This window comes from Streptomyces sp. NPDC034037 (assembly GCF_055575715.1).
The window spans coordinates 150,146-176,604 of the sequence record NZ_JBVISC010000010.1 but is presented as its reverse complement, the minus strand read 5'-3'; the positions used below and the strand labels follow the sequence as shown (position 1 = coordinate 176,604).

Sequence of the window (26,459 nt, the reverse complement as noted above, 5' to 3'; positions counted from 1 at the left end):
GCTCCACCGTTCCCCGTTCCACCGTTCCACCGTTCCGCCGTTCCACAGTCAGTCATCCGCAAGGAGCACGCCTTCCCCATGAACATCTCTTCCCCCACCCGCAGGGCATCCCGGCGGCGCGGTCTGCACCGTCGCCGCCGGGGCGCCGTCGCCCTGCTGCTCGCGGTGCCCGCCGCGGCCGTGCCGTACCTGCTCCTCACGCAGGACGACTCCCAGGCCGCGAAGGCCCGGACGTCCGCGGCCACACCGTACAAGTGGAGGAACGCGCAGACCGTGGGCGGCGGTTACGTCCCCGGCCTCGTCTTCAACCAGCGTGAGCGGGGTCTGCTGTACGCCCGCACCGACATGGGCGGCGCGTACCGCTGGGACGCCGGCGCCGAGAAGTGGATCCCGCTGACCGACTGGCTCGGCGAGAAGGACTGGAACCTGCTCGGCATCGACTCCCTCGCCACCGACCCCGTCGACCCCGACCGGCTCTACCTCGGCGCGGGCACGTACACCAACGACTGGGCGGGCAACGGCGCGATCCTCCGCTCCACCGACCGCGGCCACACCTTCAAACGCACCGAGCTGCCCTTCAAGATCGGCGGCAACGAGGACGGCCGCGGCGCCGGGGAACGCCTGGTCGTCGACCCGTCCGACCACTCGAAGCTGCTCCTCGGCTCCCGCAAGAACGGCCTGTGGCGGTCCACCGACTACGGTGCGACCTGGCGACAGGTCGAGTCCTTCCCGGTCAAGGACGGGGCGGGCAGCGGTGCCGGGATCTCGTTCGTGACGTACGGGCCGAAGGGCAGCGGCACCGTGTACGCCGGTGTCGCCGACAAGTCCACGTCCCTCTACCGGTCGACCGACGGCGGTGCCACCTGGCAGGCGGTCGCCGGGCAGCCGACCGGCCGGCTGCCCCAGCACGGCGTCGTCACGGGCGACGGCACGCTGTATGTGACGTACACCGACAACCTAGGACCCAATGGCGTCACCGGCGGCTCGGTCCACAAGTACGCGCCGAGCGGCGGGGGTTGGAAGGACGTGTCCCCCTCGAAGGGTTCGTACGGCTTCTCGGGGCTCGCCGTCGATCCGCGCAAGCCGTCCACGGTCATGGTCACGACGCTGGACCGCTGGTACCCCGAGGACGAGATCTACCGCACCACGGACGGCGGTTCGACCTGGAAGGCCCTCGCCGGCAAGTCCGTGCGGGGCGCCTCCGGCGCGCCCTACGTCGGCACCCACACCGGTCACTGGATGACGGCCCTCGCGATCGACCCGTTCGACTCCGGGCATGTGCTGTACGGCACCGGCAACGGAATCTGGCGGAGCAAGGACGCCGACGCCGCGACGAGCCATTGGACCGTGGGGGCCAAGGGACTCGAGGAGACGGCGATCCTCGACGCCATCGCCCCGCCCGGCGGCGCGAGCGTCCTGACCGCCATGGGGGACCAGGGCGGATTCCGGCACACCGACCTGACGCGGGTGCCGTCCGGGCGCATGAAGAACCCGCTGATGAGCAACAGCACCGACATCGACTACGCCGCGTCGAAGCCGTCGGTGATGGCGCGGGTCGGTACGGGAGGCGCGCAGGACGGCGCCTACTCCACCGACGGCGGCGCCACCTGGCGGGGCTTCGCCGCCGAACCGGTGGCCGGCGCCCACAGCGGCCGTATCGCCCTCGCGGCGGACGGCTCCACGCTGGTGTGGACCCAGGCCGGGCAGTCCCCGTACCGCTCGACGGACAAGGGAGCGACCTGGTCGAAGGTGCGGGGGCTCGGCACGGCGGCGGAGGTCGTCGCCGACCGCTCCGCCGCCGGCACCTTCTACTCCCTGACCGGCGGCACCCTCTACGCCAGCACCGACGGCGGCGCGACCTTCACCGCCCGCGCGACCGGCCTGCCCGCCGACGGCCGCCTCAAGGCCCTCCCGGGCCGGGCCGGCGACCTGTGGATCGCGGGCGGCGGCAAGGGCCTGTTCCACTCCACGGACGGCGGCGGCAGGTTCACCCGGCTCACCTCGGTGACGTCCGCCTCGGCGGTCGGCTTCGGCAAGGCCGCGCCGCGCGCCTCGTACCAGACGCTGTACCTGATCGGCACGGTCAAGGACGTCACCGGCGTCTTCCGCTCCACCGACAAGGGCGCCACCTGGACCCGCGTCAACGACAACGCCCACCAGTGGGGCGCCATCGGCAGCCAGGGCGTCGTCACCGGCGACCCCGACACCTACGGCCGCGTCTACATCGGCACCAACGGCCGCGGCCTCCAGTACGGCGACCCGTCCTGACCCCCGTGCCTCACCCGTGACGGCGGGCCGCCTTCCTGACGTTCGGGAGGGCGGCCCGTGGCGTACCCGACCGTCGTGCCGCGAGGGCGGGCGGGGGAGGAGGGGGGAGCCTGGCGAATTCGGCGGTGGCGGCCCCGGCCGGCGTCCCCGGCCAGGCGTCAAGGCGACGTATCGACTCCGCCCCATGGCGTCAAGGAGGCAGAAAGGCGGTGCGGGGACGGGCGGTCCGGGGCGCAGGCTGAGCGGACCAGTCGTGAAAGGGATCAACCCGATGGCCGTCCTGACCACCCCGAACACCGCCACCCCGAACACCGCCGCTCCGAACGCCGCCACCCCGAACGCCGAGGAACCTCCCGATTCCGCTGCCCGTCACCGGCTGACGGTCGTCACCGGCCTCGCCGCGCTCTCCCTGGACGCCATGGCCTCCGTGGCGTACGGGCCCGAGGCCATCGTCCTCGTCCTGGCCGCCGCGGGCGCCCACGGCCTCGGCTTCACCCTTCCCGTCACGCTCGCGATAGCCGGCCTGCTGGCTGTGCTGGTCGCCTCGTACCGGCAGGTGATCGCCGCGTTCCCCGACGGGGGCGGCTCCTACGCCGTCGCCAAGGCGCACCTCGGCCGGCGTACGAGCCTGGTCGCCGCCGCTTCGCTGGTCCTGGACTACGTGCTGAACGTGGCCGTGGCGGTCACGGCCGGGGTCGCCGCGCTGACCTCGGCCTTTCCCGCGCTGTACGGGGAGCGGCTGTGGATCTGCCTCGCCGTCCTGGTTCTGATCACCGCGGTGAACCTGAGAGGGATCGTCGACTCGGCTCGCGTGTTCATCGTTCCCACGGCGATCTTCATCGGCGCGATCCTCGTCCTGATCGTCGTCGGCTTGTTCCGCGAGGCCCCCGTGTCCACCGCGGCCTCCTCCGGTCACGCCTCCGTACTAGCGGACAACGCCACCGCCGTCGGCACTCTCCTGCTGCTCAAGGCGTTCGCCGCCGGCTGCTCGGCGCTCACGGGCGTGGAGGCGCTCGCGAACGCGGTGCCCTCCTTCCGGGCCCCGGCCGCCCGGCGGGCGATGCGTGCGGAGACCGCGCTGGGTGTGCTCCTGGGCGGGATGCTGCTCGGCCTGTCGGTGCTGATCTCCCGCTTCGGTCTCCAGCCGGTCGAGGGCGTCACCGTCCTCGCTCAGCTCGCCGACGCCTCCCTCGGCCACAACTGGGCCTTCTACGTCGTGCAGTTCGCGACCATGGTGCTGCTGGCGCTCTCGGCGAACACGTCGTTCGGCGGTCTGCCGGTCCTGCTGAAGCTGCTGGCCCGGGACAACTACCTGCCCCACGTCTTCGGGTTGAAGGCGGACCGCCAGGTGCACCGGCACGGCGTGGTGTGGCTGGCCGCGGTCTCGGCGGCTCTCCTGGTGTTCTCGGGCGGCGACACCAACACGCTCGTGCCGCTCTTCGCCATCGGCGTCTTCGTCGGGTTCACGATCGCCCAGACCGGCATGGTGCTCCACTGGCTCGGGGAGCGTGGCCCCCGCCGGGCGGGCAAGGCTCTGCTCAACGGCCTGGGCGCGCTGCTGGCCGGCGTCTGCGCGGTCGTCGTCACGGCCACGAAGTTCCACGACGGGGCCTGGCTGATCGTGATCGCCGTGCCGCTGCTCGTCGCCCTGTTCGAGCACGTCCACCGGACGTATGGACGCATCGGGGAGCGCCTGGGCATCGGCCGGATCCCGGAGCCGCCGCGCCGTCAGCGCTCACTCGTCCTGGTGCCGGTCTCGTCCTTGACCCGGCTGACCAGCGAGGCGCTCACGGCCGCCGTCTCCCTGGGCGACGAGGTGCGGGCGGTGACGGTGTGTCATGCGGACGAGGAGGACCGGGTGACGACCGAGGCGCTGGAGCGCGACTGGGCGTTGTGGAATCCGGGTGTGGACCTCGTCCGCCTGCCGTCCGAGCGCCGCACGCTGGGCCGCCCGATCACCGCGTACGTCCGCGCACTGGTCGCCGCGGAACCCGGCACCCGCGTCACCGTGCTCATCGCCGAGACGGAGCCGGAGCGGCGGTGGCAGCGCCTGCTGCAGAACCAGCGCGGCGCGGTTCTCGCCCACGCCGTACGCCGCGACACCGACGCCGTCATCTGCCGGCTCAGGTTCCGGACGGCGCCGTAGCAGCCCACCGTCCGAAGGTCAGCCGACGTGCACCCGGGGGCGGCGGTCGGGGTCGGATTCCTGCCTGCGGAGGATCTCGCGGGTGACGGGGGCGGTGTCACCGCGGCCGAGGAGGAAGTAGCGGAACATGTGCTTCAGCGGGCTGCCTTCGGCCCAGGCGAAGTAGCAGTGCGGTTGGACGCCCGTGGTGTCGCGCAGGGCGAGGAGGATCGCGGCGATGGCGTTCGGGGCGGCCGGCGCCTCGGCGCGCAGGATCCGGTAGCCGTCGACCTCGAAGCCACGGACGGAGAGGGTTTCGCTGAAGTCGGACGGGTCGACCACGTCGATTTCCAGGAACAGCACGTCGGCCGGGCCGGGGACCGGGTTGTTGCCGCGCTGCTCGCGCTCCTTGTCGCTGTACTCGGCGCTGTCGCCGGCCTGGCGGCGGTTGGCGATGATGTTGATCGACTCGTCGTGGGCGAGGGTGTCGGTGATGAACCGGCGGGCGGCCTCGTCGAAGACGATCCGGTCGGCGCGCAGCTCCGTGGTGCGGGAGACGCGGGAGATCAGCGAGACGAAGATGATGCCGAGGATGAAGAAGCCGGAGATGGTGATGCCGTCGGGCTTGTCGACGATGTTGTAGATCAGGGCGTAGAGCAGGACGAGGGTGAGCAGCGCGAAGCCGACGGCCACCGGCCGGCGGCCGCCGCGCGCCACGGAGAGGGTCACCGCGAAGGCACCGGAGACCATCATGGCGAGGATGCCGGTGGCGTACGCCCCCGCCTGGTGGTCGACGTCCGCGTCGAAGGCGATGGTGATGAGGATGCACAGGGCGGTGTAGACCATCACCACCGGTCGCACCGCGCGCCCCCACTCCGGCGCCATTCCGTAGTCGGGCAGGTAGCGCGGGACGATGTTGATCAGCCCCGCCATGGCGGAGGCGCCGGCGAACCAGAGGATCAGGATCGTGCTGATGTCGTAGACGGTGCCGAACGCCTCGCCGACGTGCTCGTGGGCCAGCCAGGCCAGGGCGCGGCCGTTGGCGCCGCCGCCGGGCCGGAACTCGTCCTCGGGGATGAGGACGGTGGTGACGAAGCTGGAGGCCAGCAGGTAGACGCTCATGATGAGCGCGGCGGTGGTCAGCAGCTTGCGGGCGTTGCGAATCCGGGAGCGCAGCCGTTCCTCGTCGTTCGCGCCGTCGGCGGCGACCAGCGGCATCATGCTCACGCCGGTCTCGAAGCCGGACAGGCCCAGCACGAGCAGTGGGAACGCGAGCAGCGCCGGCGTCACCAGGTCGCCGAAGCCGCCGCCCCCGACCAGGGCGTCCGTCCAGGCCGAGAACGCCCCGGGGGTGGTGAGGACGTGGACCATGCCGACGGCGATGACGACCGCGTTGAGCGCCAGGAAGATGGCGACCAGCGGGATGGCCACGCTCACGGCCTCGCTGAAGCCGAGCAGGAACACCCCGCCGAGGACCAGCAGCAGGACCACCGTGAGGGCCACCTCGTGGCCGTGCAGGGCCTCCGGGAAGAAGGGGTTCTCGACCACGTGCACCGAGGCGTCCGCGGTCGACAGGGTGATGGTGATGATCCACGACGTGGCCACGAAGCCGAGCAGGACCAGCACGAACAACTTGCCCCACCAGAACGGGAGCAGGTCCTCCAGCATCGCCACGGACCCCGCGCCGTTCGGGCTCTCCTTCGCCACGCGCCGGTACATCGGCAGCATGCCCAGCAGGGTCAGCGCCACGATCAGCAGTGTCGCCAAGGGGGAAGCGGCGCCGGCGGCGAGCGCGGCGATGGCCGGCACGTAGGCGAGGCTGGAGAAGTAGTCGACGCCGGTCAGGCACATCACCTTCCACCAGGCGTGCGGCTCGCCCTGCCCCTCACCGGCCGCCGGTCCGACGGGCTGCACCTGGTGGCGCAGCATCCACCGGGCGAGGCGGCCGGTGGGCTGCGCCCGCAGGGCGGGGCTCTCCACCACCTCGGGCACGGCTGGGCCGTTCACGTCCTTCATGTCCCCCACGTCTCCTCGCTCCCGCGCACTGATCGGCCGGTACAGCGGTGACGGCCTCGTATCGATCACCGAGTATGCGGCCATGCTGTACTACCCCGGTCATCGGGTTGTACGTGTCGGGCGGGCGGCGAAGGCGTTGCCTTCTGCAGGGAGGTCCGGGTGGTGGGCGCTCGGTCCAGGGCCAGGTAGCAGGGGGTGCGGGTGTCGGCGATGATCAGGAGAGGGGGGCGTGGTCGCCTCGTGTGCGCGGCGTTGTGTGCTCTTCGGGGTGTGACGTTCCCCAGGCAGGTAAGGAGGGGGGAGCGAGAGAAAGACGAGGCAGCGGTCTTCAGCTGGCCCGAGACGAAGGGGACCCCGTGTTCGAGGCGGAAGACATCAGGGAGTGGCGCGGTCACGATGTGGTCGACCACGAGCGGCACAAGATCGGCGCGCTGGAGGCGGTCTACGTCGACACCGCCACCGACCAGCCCGCGTTCGCGACCGTGACGGTCGGCCTGCCGACCCGGCACCGGCTGGTCTTCGTCCCCCTGGGCGGTGCGACGGTCGGTCCGGGATATCTGAAGGTCGCCTACGACAAGAAGCTGGTCAAGGAAGCGCCCTCGATCGACACGGACGGCGAACTGCTCGCGGAGGACGAGAAGACGGTCTTCGCGCACTACGAGCTGGTCTACCGCACGGGCGCGGGTGGCGAACGCCGCCTCGCCCGCCGCTGACACCCCCATCAACTTCCCTCTCCCCGACTCCCCCCACCATGAGGTGACGCAGATGGCTCTCTTCCTCCTGCTGGTCATTGTGGCCATCGTCCTCGGCATCATCGGGCTGGTGGCCAAGGGCCTGTTCTACCTGCTGGTCATCGGGGTGGTGGTGCTCGTCGCCGACCTCGTCCTCCTCGGCCTGCGCCTGGGGCGCCGCCGCAGGCGCCTGCCCAGGTGACGTGGCGCATGGTCCATAGGCCGTCGGTGCTCCCTCTTCGTACGCCGGCACCCCCTGGGAGAGGGGGTGCCGTTGTGGTTCGTAGGGGTCGACAAGCCGCTGGTGGTGCGGGCGTCAGGCCTTGGTGCCCGCCCGGCTCTCGAAGTGGCGGAACGCGGCCTCCTGGCGCCACTGCGCCGCAGCCTTCGGGCTGCCGTTCAGCAGGTGCTCGCACCGCGCGGCAGGCTTCGCCGCGCCGGGCCGGCCGGTGTCGCAGACGGCGGTGAGGCGGTAGCCCTCCTGGGTGGGGTTGCCGCGCCAGAGGCTCTTGCCGGGCAGGAAGGCGTACTCCAGGGAGGCGCGGGCCAGGTCCTTCAGCTCGGGGTAGGACAGGTCGTAGGTCTGGGCGGCGTACTGGTACTCGCGGCTGATGTCGGTGCGGCTGACCCCGGGATCGTCGGTGGCCAGGACCACGGGGACGCCGAAGCGCCGGTAGGTGGGGAAGGGGTGGTCGGGGCCGCGTACGCCGAGGATCTGGGCGTTGCTGGTGAGGGGGACCTCGACGGCGATCTCCCGGCCGGCCATCGTGCGTGCCGTCTTCTGCCAGTGGTCCTCGTGCACCAGGTCCACGCCGTGGCCGATGCGCTCGGCCCGTGCCGTGTTCACCGCTTGCCCGATGTGTGACTTCAGCTCTTCCGGCTTGACCAGACCCGGCCACAGCTCGCCCGCGTGCAGGGTGACGTGCGCCTTGGGGTAGACCTTGCGCAGGTAGTCGATCATCCGCATGTGCAGGGAGTAGTTGCGCAGGGCGTTCTTCTCGTCCTCGGGCTGGACGAGGTTGACGGCCACGAATCGGCCGTCCCGCTCGGCCAGTCGCATGCCCAGCGCCAGCTGGGTGAAGACCCGCTGGGAGGGGCCGGTCCGCCCGACCTGGGCGATCCACCGCACCGGTAGGTCGCAGCCGGGCCGGGCCTTCTTGGTCCCGCAGTGGTTCGCGGCACGGAACTGCGCGTCGGTGTCGTCGGCTTCCTTGCGGGCCGCGGCCACGACCTTGTCGAGCTTGCCGCCCGCGGTGAGCTTTCCGTGCAGCCGGGAGAGGTCCTTGTGCCAGCCGACCTCGTCCGCCAGCCGGTTCGTCTCCTGGGAGGCGGGGCTGACCATGGTCTCCAGGTAGAACTGGTTCTGCTCCGCCATGCCGTTGGCGACCTCCGCGAGCATCCTGCCCCGGTGGTCCCACGTGGCCCTGCTGAACTTCTGGAACGTGTCGAAGAAGTGGTCGTGGCCGTTCCCGCCCCGCGGGAAGTCCTGCATCGACCAGGCACGCACGATCGCGGCGCGGAAGTCCCGGTCGGTGCGGGCGTCGGCCGCGGGGCGGGCGCCGGCCCCGCACGGCGCGTCCACGGCCGTCATCGTGGCGTCGACGCACAGCCCGCTCCGGGCGGCCAGTTCCACCAGGTACTCCGTCGTCACCGCCCCGGAAAGGTGATTGTGCAGGTCGGCGCCCTTGGGCAGCCGGTGGAAGAAGTCCCGCAGCCGTCGCGGGTCACCGCTTGCGCGGAGGGCCTCCAGGCGCCTCGCCGCTTGCTCCTCCGAGGCGGTCGACGTACGTACGGGAGGTTCCGCCCCTCGTACGTGGCGGGGAGAGGCGTCCGCCGCGCCGGCCACCGAGGGCGACAGCAGGGGGCAGAGCACCAGGGCGCTGAGAGTGGTGGCGGTCAGGACACGGCCCCGGTATGCGGAGCGCAAGGCGAAGTGGGTCACGCGGCATGGTCACCACACGAGAGCGGCTGCCCGTCGCTCACGCGGCGGCACCGGACGGCCAACCACCCGGACGGGTGGCGCACGCGTCAACCACCGTGCGTCGCGTGCGCCGCGTGCGCCCACCGGGCTTCCGTATGAGCGCCTTCGCCTTCGCCTTCGCCCTCGCCATGAGCGCCCTCGTCTTCGCCGGTCAAAGGTCAGCGGTCAAGCTGCGGCTCCCCGAGGAGTTCCGCGACGAGTCCACGGGCGTACGCCTCGTCCGTACCGGGGATCGAGAAAACCACCCGGAAGTAGAGCGGCGCGATGATCCGGTCCAGGACCTGCTCCAGGGACGGGGGCGGGGGCGGGGGCGGCGGCGAGTGCGCGTCGCCTCGCTGCCGCGCCGTGTCGAGGATGGGGCGGAAACGCTCGCTGACCCTGCGCAGGCACTCGCGCAACCCGTCGCGCCGCTCGTCGACGTCGGACGCGACCTCGGCACGGAAGAACGCGATGCCGCCGGGCCGGGATAGCTCCGTCAGCGTCCAGAGCGCCTGGTTCTCCAGGTCGGCGCGCAGGTCGCCGAGGAGCGGGGGCGCGCCGTCCTCGCCGCGATGCTGGGCGACATCGGCCAGGAGCGCGGCGAGCGTGCCCCAACGGCGGTAGAGAGTGCTGGAGTTGACGCCCGCGCGCTGGGCCACGGCGGGGAGGGTCACCTGGTCGGCGCCGCGCTCGGCCACCAGCGCGACCGCGGCGCCGTGTACGGCGTCACGGACGCGGGTGCTGCGGCCGCCGGGCCGCTTCGTGGATGCGTCGGTGTTCACCCCTCCATTCTAAAGCGAAGGGTTGTGCGTTAGCGGGCGGTGCGCCTACAGTCGCACTAAAGCAGAGATCACCGCTTTAGTGGCGCGGACGCAGCGCCGCGCATCCCGCGTGCAGTGCCAGAAAGGGAACGCCATGTCCAGCAACGAAGCCGCTGCCGCCCTCGGACGCAGCTTTCACCGGGCCCTCGTCTCACGCGACTGGGCCGGCATCCGCGCCCTGTTGCACGACGACACCACATGGACCCTGCCCGGCGACAACACCGTCTCCGGTGTGGCCGAGGGTGCCGACGCCGTGGTGGAGCGCGCTCGGCGCATCGCCTCGTACGGCCTCGACTTCACGTTGCTGCACATCCTGGTCAGTCGGGAGAACGTGGCGCTCTCCCTGCACAACACCGCGCGCCGGGAGGACGCGGTGCTGGACGAGCACCTGGCCACGGTGTGCCGGCTCCGCGACGGGAAGATCGCGAGTATCGAGACCTATCTCTCCGACGTGCCCGGGATGAACGCCTTCTTCGTCTGAGGCCTGAGGCCTGAGGCCTGAAGGCTTCCCGCTCGGGGGCACGCTGTGGGGGCGGGAGGCGGCCCGCCCGATAGGCTTCCGACAGCCGCGGCCCGGCCCGGGGCCGCAATTCGCGTAGGGGACAAGCAACGCCGATGGCCAGCCGGATACCGTCCTGGATCAGTGTGTCAGGCCTTACCGTGTCAGCGTTGGCCGTGGTTGCGGTACTCGCGATGCAGGCCGAGGGATCGACTCCCGAGCCCACCGCCCGCAAAGAGCCCCGGGCGAAGGCGAGTGCGCCGGGCCCTGGCGGCGAGAAGCGCGAAACGCCGCACCTGCTCCCGAAGGAATCGGGGGAGGGGAAGCGAGTCGTCTATTCCCTGGGCCGGGACCGCGTATGGCTGGTCGGCGGCAGCGGGGACAAGCCTTTCGACACCTTCGCGGTGTGGCCGGGGTCGGTCCGCCCGGGTGTGGGTGAGCACAAGGTGACCGGCCTGCGGAACGCGACCGTGGGCAGCGACGGGGTTCCGGTCGTGCGGGTCGTCTACTTCTCCCGTGCCGGTGGCTCGGCGGCCGCGTTTTCCGCCGCGCGGGACGGGGCGTCGCCTGAACCGGTGCCGGGGAAGAAGACCGGGGCCATACGTCTGCGGACCGATGACTCCAAAAGCCTTTGGGGCTTCGTGAAAGTCGGGACAGACGTTGTGGTGGTGCGCTGACGGGCAGCGTCGGCATCTCGCGGCTCCGCCGGAGTGCGAGGGGTCCCGATCAGCGGGAGAGTGGAGGGCGTGGTGCGCCGGGCGAACGCCGTACGAGGCGGGAGCGGGCCCGGGGCGCCGGCAGGGACGTAAGGACGTAGCGGCGTCAGAGGCGTCAGAGGCGTGAGGTATCGCGCGCGGCGGAGATGACAAGGACGGCACGTGGAGCGGTCAGCGGCGGGAGGCGGCCCGGGGGAGCCCGAGCAGGAGCCGCTCTTCGAGTGGGCGGAGACCGCGTCGGTGCCGGGCGCCGACGGGGCGTTCCGGGACAGTCCACAGGCGCGGCGCATGCTCGACGTACGCGAGGTGTACGCGGAGCCCGCGGCCCTGGACTCGCCGCGCGGGCGACAGATCATGGCCCGGCTGCCGGGCGTACGCGTGACCGAGGTGGCCGGCCACTGGCGCATCCCCTCCCTGCACGGCAACGACGGCAATGTCGAGCGCTGGGTCCGGGTCAAGACCGAGACGCTCGTACTCGGGGTCAAGCGGCAGCTCGTGACGCGGCCCAACGGCAGGTCGGCCGACTGGATCGCCCCTGGACCCTCCAACGGGTGCGCGATGTCCTGCGCCTACTGCTACGTCCCGCGCCGCAAGGGATACGCCAACCCCATCACCCTGTTCACCAACATCGAGGCGATCGTCTCCCACATCCGGCGCCATGTGCGGACCCAGGGGCCGAAGACGGAACCCAACCAGTGCGACCCCGACGCCTGGGTCTACGACATCGGTGAGAACGGCGACTGCTCCGTCGACGCCCTGGTCAGCGACAACACGGCGGACCTCGTCGCCGCGTTCCGCGCGCTGCCGACGGCGAAGGCGTCCTTCGCGACCAAGTTCGTCAATCCCGACCTGCTCGCCCTGGACCCCCGGGGCCGTACCCGGGTGCGCTTCTCCGTGATGCCGCCCGACGACGCCCGGCTGCTGGACATCCGCACCAGCCCGGTCGCCGAACGGATCGCCGCGGCCGCCGACTTCCTCGACGCCGGCTACGAGGTCCACTTCAACCTCTCGCCCGTCGTCCTGCGCCCGGGATGGGAGCGGGCCTGGGCCGAGCTGCTCACCCACCTCGACGACGTGCTGCCCGCCCGCGTGAAGGAGCAGGCGGCGGCCGAGGTCATCATGCTCACCCACAACCAGGCGCTCCACGAGGTCAATCTCGGCTGGCACCCCCGCGCCGAGGAGGTGCTGTGGCGGCCCGACATCCAGGAGCCGAAGCGTTCGCAGAACGGCGCCCTCAACGTGCGCTACGCCCTTGAGGTCAAGCAGGAATCCCTCACGCGGCTGCGGCGCCTGCTCGCCGAGCACGCGCCCTGGCTGCGGATCAGGTACGCGTTTTGAGCCACTCCTCGGCCGTGGTCACCCGTTCGAGGATGTCGGGGAGCGGATCGACGCCGATCCCCGGCGCGGTGGGTACGCGGAGGTGTCCGTCGGCGAGTGTGAAGGGCTCGGTGATGTCGGTGGCGAAGTAGCGGCCGGACGCGGAGGTGTCGCCGGGCAGGGTGAAGCCGGGCAGAGCGGCCAGCGCGACGTTCGCGGCGCGGCCGATGCCGGTCTCCAGCATGCCGCCGCACCACACCGGGACGCCGTGGGCGACGCACAGGTCGTGGATGGCCTTGGCCTCCAGGTAGCCGCCGACACGGCCCGGTTTGACGTTGATGACGGAGGCGGCGCCCAGGGTGATGGCCGCGGCGGCGTCCTCGGCGGACTCGATCGACTCGTCCAGGCATACGGGCGTACGCAGTCGCTCGGCGAGGGCGGCGTGCTGGACGAGGTCGTCGTCGGCCAGGGGCTGTTCGATCAGCAGCAGGTCGAAGGCGTCCAGCCGGGCCAGGTGGCGGGCGTCGGCCAGGGTGTAGGCGGCGTTGGCGTCCACCTGGAGGAGCAGGTCGTCGCCGAACCGCTCCCGTACCGCGCGGACCGGCGCCACGTCCCACCCCGGCTCGATCTTCAGCTTGACACGGACGTACCCCTCGTCGATGAACCCGCCTACGGCGTCCAGGAGTTCGGGTACGGAGTCCATGATGCCGACCGAGACACCGCAGGGCACGCGGTCGCGCCCCGCGCCGAAGAAAGAGCCGAACGACTGCCCCGTAGACCGCAGTTGCGCGTCGAGCACCGCCGTCTCCAGCGCGGCCTTGGCCATCTTGTGGCCCTTGAACGGCTTCAGGGCACGCTTGACCGCGTGCGCGTCCGCCACGGCCGGGAGCGCCGGGACGAGGAAGCGGCGCAGCACGTCCGCGGCCCCCTCGACGTACTCGGAGCAGTAGCGCGGTGCGGACATCGCCACACACTCGCCCCACCCCTGGGCGTCCGGGGTGACCACGCGTACGAGCAGGACGTCACGGGCGGTCTCGGTTCCGAAGGAGGTGCGGAACGGCGAGCGCAGGGGCATCGCGATCCGCCGCAGTTCGACTCCGGTGATCTGCAAGCTGGTCCGCATGGTGATCGGCTCCTCGGGAGGGCGGGTCACGCGGTGGCGCCGCGCGTGACGACATAGCTGGTGCGGGCGTGGAAGCCGGTGACGCGGGCCCCTTCGGCGAGGAGACCGCCGAGCACCTCGCGCATCGCCAGGCGCCACGCCTTGGCCGCGCCCGGATCGGTGCGCCGCAGCGACTCGATGTCCGGCGGTACGTCGATCAGGACGGTCGCGGCGTCGCTGTGGCCGACGACGGGCAGGCCCTCTCGCTCCCACAGCACGGTCGGGGCGTCGGCGGGGACCACCACGGCGTCGTCCCGGCCGTCGGAGTGGTCGGGATGCCCGGGGCGGTCCAGCTCCCAGACGACCAGGGCGCGGTCCGTGTCGTCGCCGCCGTTGATCGCGTCGTCCATGCGGCCGTAGAAGCTGGTGAGGTACTCCACCGGGCGTCCGCCGAGCTTGGCCAGGTTGAAGTGGGCGTTGCGCCGCACCAGCGGATCGAAGGTCCAGGTGATCCGGCGCAGGCCGCGCGCCAGCGCCCACTCGCGCTGATGGAGCTTGAGGGCCGGCCCCGCCCGGCGGCCGGGCAGTGCTCCGGTGACGTGCGAGTGCAGCGACTCCCCGACGGGCGCCGCGAAGAACGCCACGGACGCGCCGACCAGGCGGTCGTCCTCGAAGGCCCCGGCGACGTAGTTGCCGGCGTGCGCGAGGGCCCGCATCTGCTCGACGCTCACGGGGGAGCTGCCGGGAGCGCTGCCCCAGATGCCCTCGAACAGCGCGACGACATCCTTCAGTTCGCCCAGTTCGTGCAGCTCGCGCACGACGAGACCGTGCACTGCCCGAGCTGTCGGTGCTGTCGGTGCTGTCGGTGCTGTCGGTGCTGACTGAGGTGCCTGAGATATCTGCGTTGCGTCGACGTTCATCGGGCGGCCTCCTGGACGAGGGCGGTCAGGAGTCGGGTGCGGGTGGCCCTCCTCCGCGACGACCCTATGCGCATGGTCGGCCGGCGCGCCGCCGGTCTTTCGCCGCCCCGGGCCGCCCGTGTCGGCTACGCGCCGGGGAAGTACCGGCCGAAGGACGACGAGTCGATCGCCATGGGGCCCGCGAACGGCTGGTCGAGCTGGTGGATGAGCAGCACGGTCAGGGTGATCAGACTGGTCAGGCCCATCACCATGACGACATGGGTGGTGTTGCGCTGGATGCCGAACATGAACATGAAGGCGACGGTGAGCAGCCCGCCGGTCACCAGGCCGAACCACAGGACCGGTGACAGTCCGTCGCGCGCGTCCGCCTCCCGCCCCCGGCGTGCGTCGTCCAGGGCCCACAGCTGGGCCATGACCTCTTGAGCGGTGGCCTGTTCGATGGTCTTGGCGTCGGGGCGCAGCTGGTTCGCGCCCCGTACGTCCTGGAGGAGGCGCCAGCCTTCCTCGGGCAGGGGTTCCCCCGCCGCCAGGGCCGGCAGCTCCACGCGGACCGTGTGCCGCACGTAGCGCGTCACGCTGTCGCGCAGGCGCAGCGCGTCGGGCGCCGGGAGGGTCTCGGCGAGCTGGTAGATCTCGTGGGCCGCGCTCGCCTCCTCGCGCACGTGCTCCTCCGCGCTGGAGCGGCCTTCCCAGACCGACACCAGGGAGAGCCCCAGCAGCAACGCGTACAGCACGCCGACCATCATCGCGATGTACTCGGCCACGTCCTCCCGCGGCTCGCTGTCGTCGTTCGGCCAGTAGCGGTGGCGCAGGAGTACGGCTGCGGCGGCCAGGAGGGAGACGCCCAGGACGAGCGCGATCGTGCCGATCATCAGTGCCCTTTCTGCGTCCGGCGCGGCGACAGCGGCGCCCCCGGCTCACTTCAGACGGGAGCCGAGGAGGATCGCCGCCAGGATGGCCGGAACCATCACGAGGAACAGGAGGGCCGCCAGACCGACCCCGGTGGGGCCGTGCCCCGGACGATAGAGGTGGTCCATGAGCGGCACACCTCGGGAGGCGCGTCGCGGCTGCTCCGGGGTCACCTTGCGGGCGTCGGGGTCCAGTACGGGTGGTGGGACCACGCCGGGCGGTACGGCCACTCCGGGTGGCAGAGGCGGCGGAGCGACTCCGGGCGCCAGGGGCGGCGGGCCGATCCCCGGCGGCAGAGGCGGGGGAGCGACTCCGGGCGGGGGAGCCACACCCGGTGCCGGGGGCAGGGCGAGACCGGGCGGTACGGGCGGGAGAGCCGCTCCCGGCAGGAAGGGCGGCGGGGCCATCCCGGCCGGGAAGGGGCGCGGGGCCACTCCGGGGGGAAGGGGCGCGGCCGCTCCCGGCGGCAGCGGCGGTGCGGCCGCTCCGGGCGGCGGGGGCGGTGGGGCCGCGCCGGGTCCCAGGGGCGGTCGGGCGGCGGCCCCGGGCGAGACGAGGGGCGGGGGATTCCCGCCCGACCGGGGAGCGGGGGCCGCGTCTGCCGGGCCGGGGACCGCGCCTGCTGAGGCGGGGGCCGGCGCCGGTGTGGCCGGGAGCCGCAGGAGGGCCGGTGGGGTGAGCGGCGCGATCAGGGGAGTGATCATAGGGGTGGACCCCGGCGCCCCGGGAGCGGACCCCGGTACGGATCCTGGTGCCCCCGGTACGGATCCCGGTGCCCCTGGGGCGGCCCCCGGCACTCCCGGGGCAGAACCCGGCGCCCCCGGAGCGGACCCAGGCCGCCCGGAAAGGGGAGGCGACTGGGCGTTCCCCTGCCCGCCGGGGGTTCTGGAACCGGACGCAGGAGGCGCGGCCCGCTGCCCGTCCCGACCTCGGGGCGCGGGCGCGGGCACCGACGCGGGCGTACGCCCGGCCGGTGCCGGAGTCGGAGCAGCAGCCGGGGGCGGCGGCGGAGGCGGGACCGGTACGGGCGCAAGGGTGAACCGCGCCGAGGACCGCGCGGTGAGGAGCGGCGGAGGCACGAGCGCACCGGTGGCTCCCAGCGTCGCGGTGCGGTCGCCGGCCACCGCCAGGCCACTGCTCACATAGGTGCCCGGCGCCGCACGGGCCTGGGCACGACATGACGCGGAGCGCCCGGGAGCGATCTGCGGCACGACGGGACGGCCGCCCCCGCAGTCGACGGCCTTCGCCTCCGGCAGCGCGTCGCTGACCCGGACGTCGTACAGGGGCAGATCCCCGCGATTGGCCACGACGTACTGGATGACCCCAACCTGCTGACTGAGCCCGGCCTGCCGCACGGGGCTGCCCTGCCGCACGGGGCCGGTCCGCCGCACTTGGGCCGCCTGCCGCGTGACACCGGCTCGCTGCCCGACGCCGACCTGCCGCACGAGATCGGCCGGCTGCGCGAGGTCGGTCTGCTGCACGCCGCCGCCCCGCTGCCTGACACCGGTCTGCCGCACAAGGCTGGCCCGCTGTACGAGGTCGGTCTGCCGCTTGACGCCGACCTGCGGCACGAGGTCGGCCCGCCGCCCAAGAGCCGCCTGCCGCATCACGCCACCCCGCTCCCTGACGCCGACCTGCCGCACGGAGCCTGTCCGCCGCAGGAGGTCGGCCTGCCGCGAAGGAGCCACCTGCCGCATGACGCCGGTCTGCCGCACGGAGCCGGACCGCCACCCGGGGTCGGCCTGCCGCCCGGGGTCGGTCCGCCGCACGAAAGCCGCCTGCCGCACCAGGTCGCCCCGCTGCCCAAGACCCCCCCGCCGCACGACCCCGGCCCGCCGCATGGCGCCGGTCGGCTCGGTGACGGCGGCCGTCTGCGTGAGGGTCAGGACGCCCCCCACCCCCCGGTACCCCGCCCGCGTACGGGCCCGGGAGGGCGTATTCAGGGAGGGGACGCGGCCGATGGCCGTCACGTCTCTCACCCGTACCCCGGGGAGCGCCCGGGTCCGGGCCGTGCACGTGGTCGAGCTGAGGCCGCGCAGCATCCGCACCGTGGGGCGCCCCCCGCAGGTGACGGCCGTGCCCGGGGGCAGGCCGGGGTCGCTCACCCGTACGTCGTAGAGGTCGGCCCCCGTGCGGTTGATCAGACGGTAGACGGCGTGCACGGGATCGCCGACCCGGATGCCGGGTCGCAGTGCCCCCGTACCCGGCCGGGAGTTGATGTGCACGTGCAGTGCCAGGCCGCCGTTTCCCGCGCCGTCGGCCGTCGCGCGCCCGCTGCCGGGCACGGCGATGACGCAGACCAGAATCAGCAGTGCGGACAGGTGCACAGGCCACACGTGCTTCATTCGCCCGCGAGTACGCATGTCGCCCATGCTCGACGACGATCACATCCCCCGCCGGGCGGAACGCGCCTACCCTCGCCCTTGCGGTGTGATAATCACTCTCATGGCAGCAGGCGGTGGCCTCGCTCCCAGGGAACGTCACGGCGCCCGGACAACGTTCACATGGTTCCGGGCCGTGCGGTCACGGATGGGGACCGGTCGCGTGCCCGTCCGGGGCGTCGGTCAGTTCCAGCATCGCGGTGACGCGCTTGCCCGAGGGCTCCCGGTGCACCTGGAAGCTCCGGCACACGGCCATCACGACTTCCAGGCCGTGCCCTCCGATGCGGTGCGGATCCCGTGCCGAGACCGCGGGCAGGGCGGTGCTGCCGTCCCGAACGGTGATCTCGATGATGCCGCCCCGCACCACGAGGGTGAGCAGACACGGTCCAGGCGCGTACTTGCGGGCGTTGGTCACCAGCTCGCTGACCACCAGTTCCACCGTGCCCATGGCCCGGCCGGACACCGGGAGCCCGTGCAGGGACCGCACCTCCGTCAGGAAGTCTCTGGCCAGATGCCGCGCGGTCGCGATCCCCTCACTGCCCTCGAACAGCCGGGAGACCGTCAAGGGTCCCTCGGCCGTCGGCTCTCGCCCGTCATCGTCCGCCGTCTGATCCATACAGTCCGCCTTGCTTCCCAAGCAGCCCGGCCTCACGCGGACCGACTACCCCCATAACCCCGCACAACCCTGTCAGGTGGTCCAGCGGCTTCGGCCGTTGGGTTCAGCGGGGCTCCGCCGCCCGGCGCAGTGCCGCGACGAGTACCCGATTGCTCGCGCCCTTGAGGACGTACTCGACCACGCCGGCGCTCTTCATCTCCTCGACGGAACCGTTGTCGTCGTACGCGGAGAACGCCACGACGCGGCTCGACGGCGAACACCGTCGGATGCCCCGGGCGACGCGGGGGCCGCCGCCGGGGAAGCGGACGTCCAGGACCACGAGGGCCGGCCGGTGCCGGGCCGCGAGCCGCAGCGCCTGCTCGCCGTCGCGTGCGGTGCCCACGACCTCCAGGCCGGGCTGTGCGCCCACGACCTCGGCCAGGGCCTCCAGGAGCAGGGCGTTGTCATCGCACAGGAGCACGCCGAGCGGTGGGCGGGAACGGTCGTCCGCGGCCGCCGCTGCCGCCGTGGTCACGGCATGATGTCCGGCGGTGGCGGCGTCGGGAGGTGGTTCGGCACCCAGAACTCGACCGTCGTCCCCGTTCCGGGGCGGCTGTGCATGGACCACCATCCTCCTGCCGTCTCCGCTCTCTCCCGCATCTCGATGACCCCGAAGTGATCCCGGGCCCCGTCCGGTGACCTGGGGGCGCCTGTCCCGTCATCCACGACACGCGTCACGATGCCTCCGTCGGCCGAGCGCACCCGGACGTCCACGCGGCTCGCGCGCGCGTGCTTGTGGACGTTCAGCAGCGCCTCCTGAACGATACGGAAGATGGTGATGGCTGTCTCGGGGGTCGGTTCACGCTCCAGCTCGTGCTCGAACGAGTACGCCATTCCCCAGGACGAGCCCACGACGTCGGCCAGGTGACTGGAGAGCCCCTCGATCAGGCCGTGCCTGTCGATCCCGGGCGGATGCAACCGGAAGGTCAGACTGCGGAGCCGGCCGATCGCCTCGCGCACCGAGGCGTCGAGGCGCTCCAGTTCCGGGGCGTACGACTCGGGCACCCGCTCCGCCAGCAGCTCCAGCCGCATGGCGACGGAGACCATGGCCTGGATGGAGTCGTCGTGGACGTCCCACGCGATGCGCCGCCGCTCCGTCTCCTGGGCCTGGACCAGGTGGTTGAACAGTCGCCGCCGCTCGCTGAGCGCGTGCTGCGCGGCCCGTCGCTCGGACATGTCCCGGGTGACCTTGCCGAACCCCTGGAGCACGCCCTCTTCGTTCCACAGGGCGGTGATGACCACGTTCGCCCAGAACCGGGAGCCGTCCTTGCGGACGCGCCAGCCCTCGTCCTCCAGCCTGCCGTCGGCCACGGCGGTCTCCAGCTCCCACTGGGGCTTGCCCGACGCCTGGTCCTCGGGCGGGTAGAAGACCGAGAAGTGCTCGCCGAGGATGTCGGCGGCGCTGTACCCCTTGATCCGCTCCGCCCCGGCGTTCCAGCTGATGATGTGGCCCTGCGGGTCGAGCATGAAGATGCCGTAGTCCAGCACCCCTTGGACCAGCAGGGTGAAGGCCGCCTCCGACATGGGGGCGGCCTGCTTCCGGGCGCGCTTGTGGTGGCGCGGCTCCCGCGTCACGCGAGGAGCCCTTCGCGCCGGGCGATCGTCACGGCCTCCAGCTGGGAACGCGCCCCGAGCTTCTCCAGCACCCGCTGGACGTGGTTGCGCCCCGTGTTGAGGGCGACCCCGAGCAGGTCGCTGATCTCCGCGGTGGTGCGTCCTTCGCCGAGCAGCTGGAGTGCCTCGCGTTCGCGCGGGGTGAGGTTCGCGCCGGGGCGCGGTGTCCTGCCGGTCAGTCGGCCCAGTACGTCACTCAGCAGGTCCTGGCTGAACACCACCTCGCCGGTCGCCACCCGGCGCACGGCGTCCTCCAGCTCGCGCAGGCCACGGGCCTTCAGGATCAGGCCGGCGCCGCCCGACTCCGCGACGCGCGCGGCCACCGACCCGCTGCCCTCGCCGGCCAGGACCAGGATGCGCGCGCCGGGCGCGAGCGCCAGCAGATCCGCGATGGCCGCGATGCCGTCCCCGTCCGGCAGACGCCGGTCCAGGAGTACGACGTCGGGGTCGCATCGTCGTACGACGGCCAATGCCGAAGCCACCGTGGCGGCGCGCTCCACGACCCGCAGATCGGGTGCGCGCTCCAGGGCGAGGCAGATCGCCTCGGCCACCATGTCGTGGTCCTCCACCAGCAGGACTCGGACCGGACGACTGTTCGGGGAAGGCGCGGGCATGAGGGCATCCTTGCAGGTGGCGGGCCGCACGATCATGCCAGAAGGTCACCGAGCAGCGGTGCGGTGGTGCTCATCGCCCGGCCCTGACGAGGCGGCTCCCCGACCACGGGTGCGTCCGCTTCGAGGAAGGCGTCCTCGGCCCCGATCAGGGAGAGCAGCCGCGTCAGCTGCGGCCCCACCCCTTCGACGAAAAGGTCCACGCCTGCCCTCAGCGCGGCGACGCGAGCGGTGAACAGCGCGTTCAGACCGGCGCAGTCACAGAAGGAGACGCCGGTCAGATCGAGGCGGATGACCGCCACACCCTCCATCAGACAGGTCGCGACCGCCTCCCGGACGTACGAGGAGGCGTCAAGGTCCAGTTCTCCGGCCAGGGTCACTCGGGCGGCGCCCGCGTGAACAACGGTGTGTGACGTGAACGGGTGAGCGGTCACAGTGTCCGCACCTCTCCGTGCTGACGTGCCGCGTGTGCCGCGCGACGCGATCCCATGAACCCTTGCCCATAACGCGCCCATAGTGCGAGGGCACCAGATGTGCTCTAGTGAATCTGCACCAGACGGGGAAGTCAACCGAGCGCCGGGCAAGTTGACGGCGGCGACGGCGCAACACCGTCAACTCGCCTGATGGTGGAGGAACTTCGGGTTCAATGGCCCCTCGGTGAACAGCCGGGGCAGGGGGACGCGGAGGCGGCCGGGAGTTCAGTCCGCGCGGCGGGTGCGGATGCGGATGGGGCCGCGGGCCTCCGCCGGTTCGACGGGGCGGCCCCCCTGCGTGATCTCCACCTCGCCGGACGCGACCAGCCGCCGAGCCGCCTGCCGGGCCGGTTCCATCAGCTCGCGCCAGCCGTCGCCGTCCCCCGTGTAGACCGCCCGGGCGGCGTCGGAGGGACAGATGGACGCGGTCGGGCCCCGACGCTCCAGCAGGTCCAGGATGGCCTTCTCCAGGTCCCGGCCCGTCGCCCGCTCGTCCGCCGCACTGCCGCCCGTCATGCCGCCAGTGTCGCACCGGCGACGGCTACGAGCCCTCCGGGCAGACTCCGTGGAAAAAAAGGGGGGCCGGGCTCAGTCGACGCGGATGGCCGTGACCTCGTAGACCACGGTGGACGCCATGGACAGTCCCCGGCAGGTCAGCCGGCGCGGCGGCGTCCGATGGGAGCGCACCTCGACGTGGCAGGCCGGGGGGTGCGGCGGCCGGCCGGCGACGTGGATGCGCCAGCGGTCGTGCTCGCGGGTGGTCGCGACGACGGTGTAGTCGTGCCGCCCGGCCGGGCCGAAGCGCCCGAGCAGGGCTGCGACGGCGGCTTGCTGCGCCGGAACGAGGTCGGTGTACCCGCGCAGATGCCGCGCGTGGACGCGGCCGGCCAGATGCTCCGCCACGGTCGTGACGGACGAGTCGGCGTCGAGGGCGCCGTAGTAGACACCGTCGGGCGCGACCACGACGTTCGCCGCGAACCGGTCGCCGCCCACATGGGTGCACTCCCACACCAGGTCCGGCCAGCGCTCGCTCAGGGCGCGGCCCACGGGGCGGCCGCGCACCGAGCAGCAGATGTCGTGCCGGCCGTGGGCGCAGACGAGGACGACGGGCGGAAGGCCCGGCTCCCCCGGTTCCGCGAGCGCCCGGACGATGTCCGCCAGGTCCTCGTCCCGGCGCCAGGTGCCCCACCGCTGACGGTGGGCGCCGGATTTCTCGTGCCGCAGCACCGCCCAGCGCCCGGCGCCTTCGGCGGTGCGGCGCCCGTGCCGCCTGATCAGGAGTATCCGCGCCCGCACCGCCTGGGCGGCCGAGAACACCAGTCCTTTGGTGCCGGGGTCGAGGTCGAGGCCGTCGAAGCCGTTGGGCGGCCAGCCGGCCCGGTACTCGATGAGGATCCAGACGCCCCCGTACGGTGCCGTGCCCGCGAGCGGGTCGCCGCGGGTCCGGGCGGCCTCGGCGCACAAGAACCGCTCCGCCGGGGTCATCGCGGCCTCCTCACCGTTCGGCGGGCACCAGTACGCCCGCGCGCAGCAGTCTCTCGGCCAGACGGAGGCCGAGGGCGCCGGCGGTGTGGACCTCGCCGTCGAGCAGGCGGGCGACCGGGGCCAGGTCGGCCTCCGGGAAGTCGAGCCGGCCCACGCGGGTGGTCAGGCGGCGCCCCTCCAGCCTCGCCGCCAGGGCCGGGCGGAGCCGCACCGGCGTGTCGGGGGCGAGGCCGCGTACCGCCGCGAGCTGGGCCAGCGGACCCAGCGGCGCGGGGCGTGCCTGAGCGCGCCGGGCGCGGTGGAAGAGGGGAGCGGGATCGGCGTCGGCGAGGGCGGCGGTCAGGCGCTCGCGGACGCCGTCGATCGCGGCCTCCGGCCCGTCCAGGCCAAGGGGCAGGGTGCCGCGCATCCAGGGGTCCTCGCGCAGGGCCGCGAGCGCCGACCGGGCGAGCTGCTCGGCCAGGGCGTGGCGCGTCCACGTGTGGACGCCGAGCGTCAGGTGGATCGAGACCTCGCCCCGGGCCCGGGCGGCGTGCAGCCAGCCTCGCGGGAGGTAGAGGACGTCGCCGGGCGCGAGGACGGTGTCGATGTGGGGCTCGCCCCGCGCGGCCTCGGCGACGGCGGCGCGGCGGTCGCTCCAGGGCTGGTCGCGCAGCGGATCGGGGTGGACGGGCTCGTGGATGATCCACCGCTTGGTGCCGGCGATCTGGAGCACGAAGACGTCGTGGACGTCGTAGTGGTCGTCGAACCCGCGGTTCTGCGGGGGAGTGACGTAGGCGTTGGCCTGGACCGGATGTCCGAGTTCCGCGGCCAGCCCCGAGCAGAAGTCGGTGACCGGGCCCCAGGTGCGGTGCAGGGCTTGCAGGACGAGGGTGGCGCCGTCGGCGAAAGCGCGCCACAGGGCCGTGTCGTCGACCTGGTCGGCGATGGTGGCGCCGGCGCCGCCCGACGAGGTGAACGCCGACTCGGGCAGGGTCGAGCCGTCCTTGGCGACGCGCAGGAAGGGCGTACGCAGCCCGCGACGCGAGATCAGTTCGTCCACGGCGTCGGCGCAGAACAGATCGGAGAAGTCGCTCGCGCGGCGGATGAGCAGCGCCGAGCGCGCCCAGACGTCCCGGGCGAACTCCTCCTGACGCAGGCCGGTCAGCCGCGTCAGCAGGACGCCGGGGCCCGGCGGGGCGACGGCGTCCTGGAGCTCGGTCGGGGGAAGGCTCAAGAGCCGCTGCCGGAGTCGTCCGCCCCGCCGTCGGCGCCGCCGTCGTGGACGCCGGGGGTGCCTGCCGCGCCGCCGTCTGCGGGCCCTTCGGCTCCGCCGTCGGCGCCGCCGTCGTGGACGCCGGGGGTGCCGGATGCGCCGCCGTCCGCGGGCCCTTCGGCTCCGCCGTCGGCGCCGCCGTCGTGGACGCCGGGGGTACCGGCCGCCCCGCCGTCCGCGGGCCCTTCGGCTCCGCCGTCGGCGCCGCCGTCGTGGACACCGGGCGTACCTGCTGCCCCACCGTCCGCAGGGCCTTCGGCTCCGCCGTCGGCGCCGCCGTCGTGGACGCCCGGGGTGCCGGATGCGCCGCCGTCCGCAGGGCCTTCGGCTCCGCCGTCCGCGCCGCCGTCATGGACGCCGGGCGTGCCGGCCGCGCCGCCGTCCGCGGGGCCCTCCTGCTGGTTCGGGTCCTGTTCGGGGTTGGCCATCATTCCTCCTGGGAAGCGAACGGTGGGGGAGCGGGCGCGCCCTCCAGAGACCTCTGCTCCCACCAAGCTCGCTCACCCCCTTCGGGTCGGCAACCGGAGGATCGGCGCCCCGAGGATCGACGTCCTGAAGGCGGCGCGGGGCCCCTCCCGGCTCGGCCGGATCCGCCGGACTATCCGGCCGTCAGGCCGTCCCAGCCGGTCTCCAGCAGATCGAAGGCGCGGGTGAGGGCACGGCGCGCGTCCTCGTCACCGTGCGCCGCACGGGCCGCGCGCGGGGCTTCGAGGGCGAAGTGGGCCAGCGCGAGGCAGGCGGGATCGTCCGGGGGCAGCCCGCTCTCGTCGGCGATGACCCGCGCGAGGGCGGCGGTGTGGCGCAGCCACATGCTCTGGGCGTAGTCGCGCAGGGCGGGGGTGCTGTTCACCAGCTCGGAGAAGGCGCGGAAGCGGGGGTTGTCGCCGGCCGCCAGACGGTGGCGCAGGGCGTGTTCGCGCAGCGCGGCCGGGATGGACCGGCCCTCGGGGCGTTCGCGTACGGCGGCGAGCAGTCGGGCCTCCTGCTCGGCGTCCTCGTCCAGGACGAGGGCTTCCTTGACCGGGAAGTGCTTGAAGAGCGTGGTCGTGGACACGTCCGCCGCGTCCGCGATCTCGCGGATGCCGACGTCGTCGTATCCGCGCTCCAGGAACAGGCGCAGGGCCGCGTCGGCGATGGCCCGGCGGGTGGCGGCCTTCTTGCGCTCACGGCGTCCCGGTGGGGGCGGGGCGCCGGCCGGCTCGGTCTTGGTCATGCCATCAGCGTACCCGCTTCGGTTCACTCGATTCAAAAGCTGAGTCGTTGCACTTATTGAACGGGTGTGCTCTTCTGGAATCTCCCACGACCACGCCGACCACCCCGGCCGAACGGAGCCCCGCCATGCGCACCGAGCCCGCACCACCCCGCATCGCCGTCATCGGAGCCGGCCCCGGCGGCCTGACATGCGCCCGCGTCCTGCGCCGGCACGGCGTGCCGGCCACCGTTTACGACCTGGACGCCTCCCGGGCCGCCCGCGGCCAGGGCGGCACCCTTGACATGCACCCCGAGAGCGGGCAATACGCCCTGGCCGAAGCGGGGTTGACGGAGGAATTCCGCGCCCTGGCACGCCCCGAGGGCCAGCGGATGCGCCTCGTCGGCCGCGACGGCCGGATCCTGCTCGACGCCGTCCCGCCCGAGGCCGACACCGCCGAGGGCAACCCCGAGATCGACCGCGGGCAGCTACGCGACCTGCTGCTGGACTCCCTGGGACCCGACACCGTGCGCTGGGGCCACCGGCTCACCCGCGTCGAACCCCTCGGGGACGGCAGCCACCGCCTGCACTTCGCGGACGGCGCGACCACCGAGGCCGACCTGGTCATCGGGGCGGACGGCGCCTGGTCCACGGTCCGTGCCGCGCTGTCGGACGCGGTGCCCGTCCACACCGGCGTCACCTTCGTCGAGACGGGCCTCGACGACGCCGACGCGCGCCACCCCCGGCTGGCCCGCCTCACTGGCGACGGCACGCTGATGGCCCTCGCCGACCGCCAAGGCCTCATCGCCCAGCGCAACAGCGGCGGTCACATACGCGTGTACGTAGCCCTCAGCGCCGACGAGGACTGGCACCGGCGGGCGGACCTGGACCTCACCGACAGCGCCGCCGTACGCGACGCGCTCCTGGCCCGGTTCGCCGGCTGGAGCCCCGAGCTGCTCGGCTTCATCACCGACACGGACACGGGCTACGTGCACCGCCCCCTGTACGCCCTGCCCGTCCCGCACACCTGGCCCACCACGCCGGGCCTCACCCTCCTCGGCGACGCGGCCCACCTCATGCCCCCCTTCTCCGGCGTGGGCGCCAACCTCGCCATGCTCGACGCCACGGACCTGGCCCATGCCGTCCTCACCCACCCCACCCTCACCCAGGCCGTCACCGCCTACGAGAAGACCCTCTTCCCCCGCGCCACCGAAGCCGCCGAGGGAGCATCCGAAGCCCTGACCGACGCCTTCGGCCCGGACGGCGCGGCGCGGGTCCTGGCCCATATGACGGGCGCGTAGGGCGGCCGGTGAGGAGGCGGATCGTTCCCTCGTCCCCGTTCGGGTGATACGGGGCGTATGGGGCCGGTGGGGTGGGGAGGCACGGAGCGGTCCGGCAGGGAGTGTCGGGCC

25 protein-coding genes are annotated in these 26,459 nt (G+C 72.8%); 8 read left to right on the top strand and 17 right to left on the bottom strand.

What is annotated here, in order from left to right; genetic code table 11:
• Window positions 1-78 precede the first annotated feature (78 nt).
• Window positions 79-2,268, top strand: coding sequence for a WD40/YVTN/BNR-like repeat-containing protein (locus tag ACZ516_RS29750; protein WP_469012594.1), 2,190 nt, complete (start codon window positions 79-81; stop codon window positions 2,266-2,268).
• Between the two features lie 271 nt (window positions 2,269-2,539).
• Entirely contained in the window at window positions 2,540-4,414 is a 1,875-nt protein-coding gene (locus tag ACZ516_RS29745) for an APC family permease (protein ID WP_469012591.1), read from the top strand.
• 18 nt (window positions 4,415-4,432) lie between these two features.
• Here ACZ516_RS29745 and ACZ516_RS29740 read toward each other — a convergent pair whose 3' ends face one another.
• Window positions 4,433-6,409 carry an APC family permease gene (locus tag ACZ516_RS29740; RefSeq protein ID WP_469012589.1) on the bottom strand — a complete coding sequence of 659 codons (1,977 nt, stop codon included), beginning with the start codon at window positions 6,407-6,409 and terminating at the stop codon, window positions 4,433-4,435.
• A 356-nt stretch (window positions 6,410-6,765) separates the two neighbouring features.
• Here ACZ516_RS29740 and ACZ516_RS29735 point away from each other — a divergent pair, with 356 nt between their 5' ends.
• Window positions 6,766-7,122: a PRC-barrel domain-containing protein gene (locus ACZ516_RS29735; protein WP_358580720.1), complete on the top strand. Its 357-nt coding sequence runs from the start codon at window positions 6,766-6,768 to the stop codon at window positions 7,120-7,122.
• Window positions 7,123-7,174: 52 nt separating this feature from the next.
• Window positions 7,175-7,342: a hypothetical protein gene (locus tag ACZ516_RS29730; protein WP_358910915.1), complete on the top strand. Its 168-nt coding sequence runs from the start codon at window positions 7,175-7,177 to the stop codon at window positions 7,340-7,342.
• A gap of 114 nt (window positions 7,343-7,456) precedes the next feature.
• Here ACZ516_RS29730 and ACZ516_RS29725 read toward each other — a convergent pair whose 3' ends face one another.
• The gene (locus ACZ516_RS29725; protein ID WP_469012586.1) at window positions 7,457-9,082 is read right to left on the bottom strand and encodes an adenosine deaminase family protein; all 1,626 of its coding nucleotides are present in this window, start codon (window positions 9,080-9,082) and stop codon (window positions 7,457-7,459) included.
• Window positions 9,083-9,279: 197 nt separating this feature from the next.
• Entirely contained in the window at window positions 9,280-9,882 is a 603-nt protein-coding gene (locus ACZ516_RS29720; protein ID WP_469012584.1) for a TetR/AcrR family transcriptional regulator, read from the bottom strand.
• 133 nt (window positions 9,883-10,015) lie between these two features.
• Here ACZ516_RS29720 and ACZ516_RS29715 point away from each other — a divergent pair, with 133 nt between their 5' ends.
• From ACZ516_RS29715 to ACZ516_RS29705, 3 genes are all read left to right on the top strand, one after another.
• Entirely contained in the window at window positions 10,016-10,402 is a 387-nt protein-coding gene (locus ACZ516_RS29715) for a nuclear transport factor 2 family protein (RefSeq protein WP_469012582.1), read from the top strand.
• 194 nt (window positions 10,403-10,596) lie between these two features.
• Complete coding sequence (locus ACZ516_RS29710; protein WP_469012642.1) at window positions 10,597-11,097, top strand: hypothetical protein; 501 nt, start codon at window positions 10,597-10,599, stop codon at window positions 11,095-11,097.
• Window positions 11,098-11,298: 201 nt separating this feature from the next.
• Window positions 11,299-12,474 carry a spore photoproduct lyase family protein gene (locus ACZ516_RS29705; RefSeq protein WP_361076823.1) on the top strand — a complete coding sequence of 392 codons (1,176 nt, stop codon included), beginning with the start codon at window positions 11,299-11,301 and terminating at the stop codon, window positions 12,472-12,474.
• On the opposite strand, the gene menC is transcribed toward ACZ516_RS29705, so the two are convergent.
• The 14 genes from menC to ACZ516_RS29635 form a co-directional block, all read right to left on the bottom strand.
• Window positions 12,458-13,576 (bottom strand): o-succinylbenzoate synthase, encoded by a 1,119-nt coding sequence (gene menC, locus ACZ516_RS29700; protein ID WP_469012580.1) that lies wholly within the window; start codon window positions 13,574-13,576, stop codon window positions 12,458-12,460. The genes ACZ516_RS29705 and menC overlap by 17 nt on opposite strands.
• A gap of 26 nt (window positions 13,577-13,602) precedes the next feature.
• Complete coding sequence (locus tag ACZ516_RS29695) at window positions 13,603-14,373, bottom strand: GNAT family N-acetyltransferase (protein WP_469012577.1); 771 nt, start codon at window positions 14,371-14,373, stop codon at window positions 13,603-13,605.
• A 227-nt stretch (window positions 14,374-14,600) separates the two neighbouring features.
• Window positions 14,601-15,347, bottom strand: coding sequence for a bestrophin-like domain (locus tag ACZ516_RS29690; protein WP_469012575.1), 747 nt, complete (start codon window positions 15,345-15,347; stop codon window positions 14,601-14,603).
• Window positions 15,348-15,392: 45 nt separating this feature from the next.
• Window positions 15,393-17,711 carry a hypothetical protein gene (locus ACZ516_RS29685; protein WP_469012573.1) on the bottom strand — a complete coding sequence of 773 codons (2,319 nt, stop codon included), beginning with the start codon at window positions 17,709-17,711 and terminating at the stop codon, window positions 15,393-15,395.
• Window positions 17,712-17,907: 196 nt separating this feature from the next.
• Window positions 17,908-18,381: an ATP-binding protein gene (locus tag ACZ516_RS29680; RefSeq protein ID WP_469012572.1), complete on the bottom strand. Its 474-nt coding sequence runs from the start codon at window positions 18,379-18,381 to the stop codon at window positions 17,908-17,910.
• A gap of 103 nt (window positions 18,382-18,484) precedes the next feature.
• Window positions 18,485-18,895 carry a response regulator gene (locus ACZ516_RS29675; protein WP_469012570.1) on the bottom strand — a complete coding sequence of 137 codons (411 nt, stop codon included), beginning with the start codon at window positions 18,893-18,895 and terminating at the stop codon, window positions 18,485-18,487.
• Window positions 18,892-19,995 (bottom strand): PAS domain-containing sensor histidine kinase, encoded by a 1,104-nt coding sequence (locus ACZ516_RS29670; RefSeq protein ID WP_469012568.1) that lies wholly within the window; start codon window positions 19,993-19,995, stop codon window positions 18,892-18,894. The genes ACZ516_RS29675 and ACZ516_RS29670 overlap by 4 nt, the downstream gene beginning before the upstream one ends.
• Entirely contained in the window at window positions 19,992-20,648 is a 657-nt protein-coding gene (locus ACZ516_RS29665) for a response regulator transcription factor (protein WP_358580746.1), read from the bottom strand. Before ACZ516_RS29665 ends, ACZ516_RS29670 begins: the two co-directional genes overlap by 4 nt.
• Window positions 20,649-20,680: 32 nt before the next feature.
• Window positions 20,681-21,160 (bottom strand): STAS domain-containing protein, encoded by a 480-nt coding sequence (locus tag ACZ516_RS29660; protein ID WP_361076846.1) that lies wholly within the window; start codon window positions 21,158-21,160, stop codon window positions 20,681-20,683.
• Window positions 21,161-21,343: 183 nt separating this feature from the next.
• Window positions 21,344-21,634 (bottom strand): DUF3253 domain-containing protein, encoded by a 291-nt coding sequence (locus ACZ516_RS29655; RefSeq protein ID WP_361076849.1) that lies wholly within the window; start codon window positions 21,632-21,634, stop codon window positions 21,344-21,346.
• Between the two features lie 72 nt (window positions 21,635-21,706).
• Window positions 21,707-22,603 carry a sucrase ferredoxin gene (locus ACZ516_RS29650; RefSeq protein WP_361076852.1) on the bottom strand — a complete coding sequence of 299 codons (897 nt, stop codon included), beginning with the start codon at window positions 22,601-22,603 and terminating at the stop codon, window positions 21,707-21,709.
• A 10-nt stretch (window positions 22,604-22,613) separates the two neighbouring features.
• On the bottom strand, window positions 22,614-23,819 hold the full coding sequence (locus ACZ516_RS29645) for a cupin domain-containing protein (RefSeq protein ID WP_469012566.1): 1,206 nt from the start codon (window positions 23,817-23,819) through the stop codon (window positions 22,614-22,616).
• The gene (locus ACZ516_RS29640; protein ID WP_469012564.1) at window positions 23,816-24,286 is read right to left on the bottom strand and encodes a BatC protein; all 471 of its coding nucleotides are present in this window, start codon (window positions 24,284-24,286) and stop codon (window positions 23,816-23,818) included. Before ACZ516_RS29640 ends, ACZ516_RS29645 begins: the two co-directional genes overlap by 4 nt.
• 170 nt (window positions 24,287-24,456) lie before the next feature.
• A complete protein-coding gene (locus ACZ516_RS29635; protein WP_469012562.1) occupies window positions 24,457-25,071 on the bottom strand; it encodes a TetR/AcrR family transcriptional regulator in 615 nt (204 codons plus the stop codon).
• Between the two features lie 125 nt (window positions 25,072-25,196).
• Here ACZ516_RS29635 and ACZ516_RS29630 point away from each other — a divergent pair, with 125 nt between their 5' ends.
• On the top strand, window positions 25,197-26,348 hold the full coding sequence (locus ACZ516_RS29630; protein WP_469012559.1) for an FAD-dependent oxidoreductase: 1,152 nt from the start codon (window positions 25,197-25,199) through the stop codon (window positions 26,346-26,348).
• Window positions 26,349-26,459 lie beyond the last annotated feature (111 nt).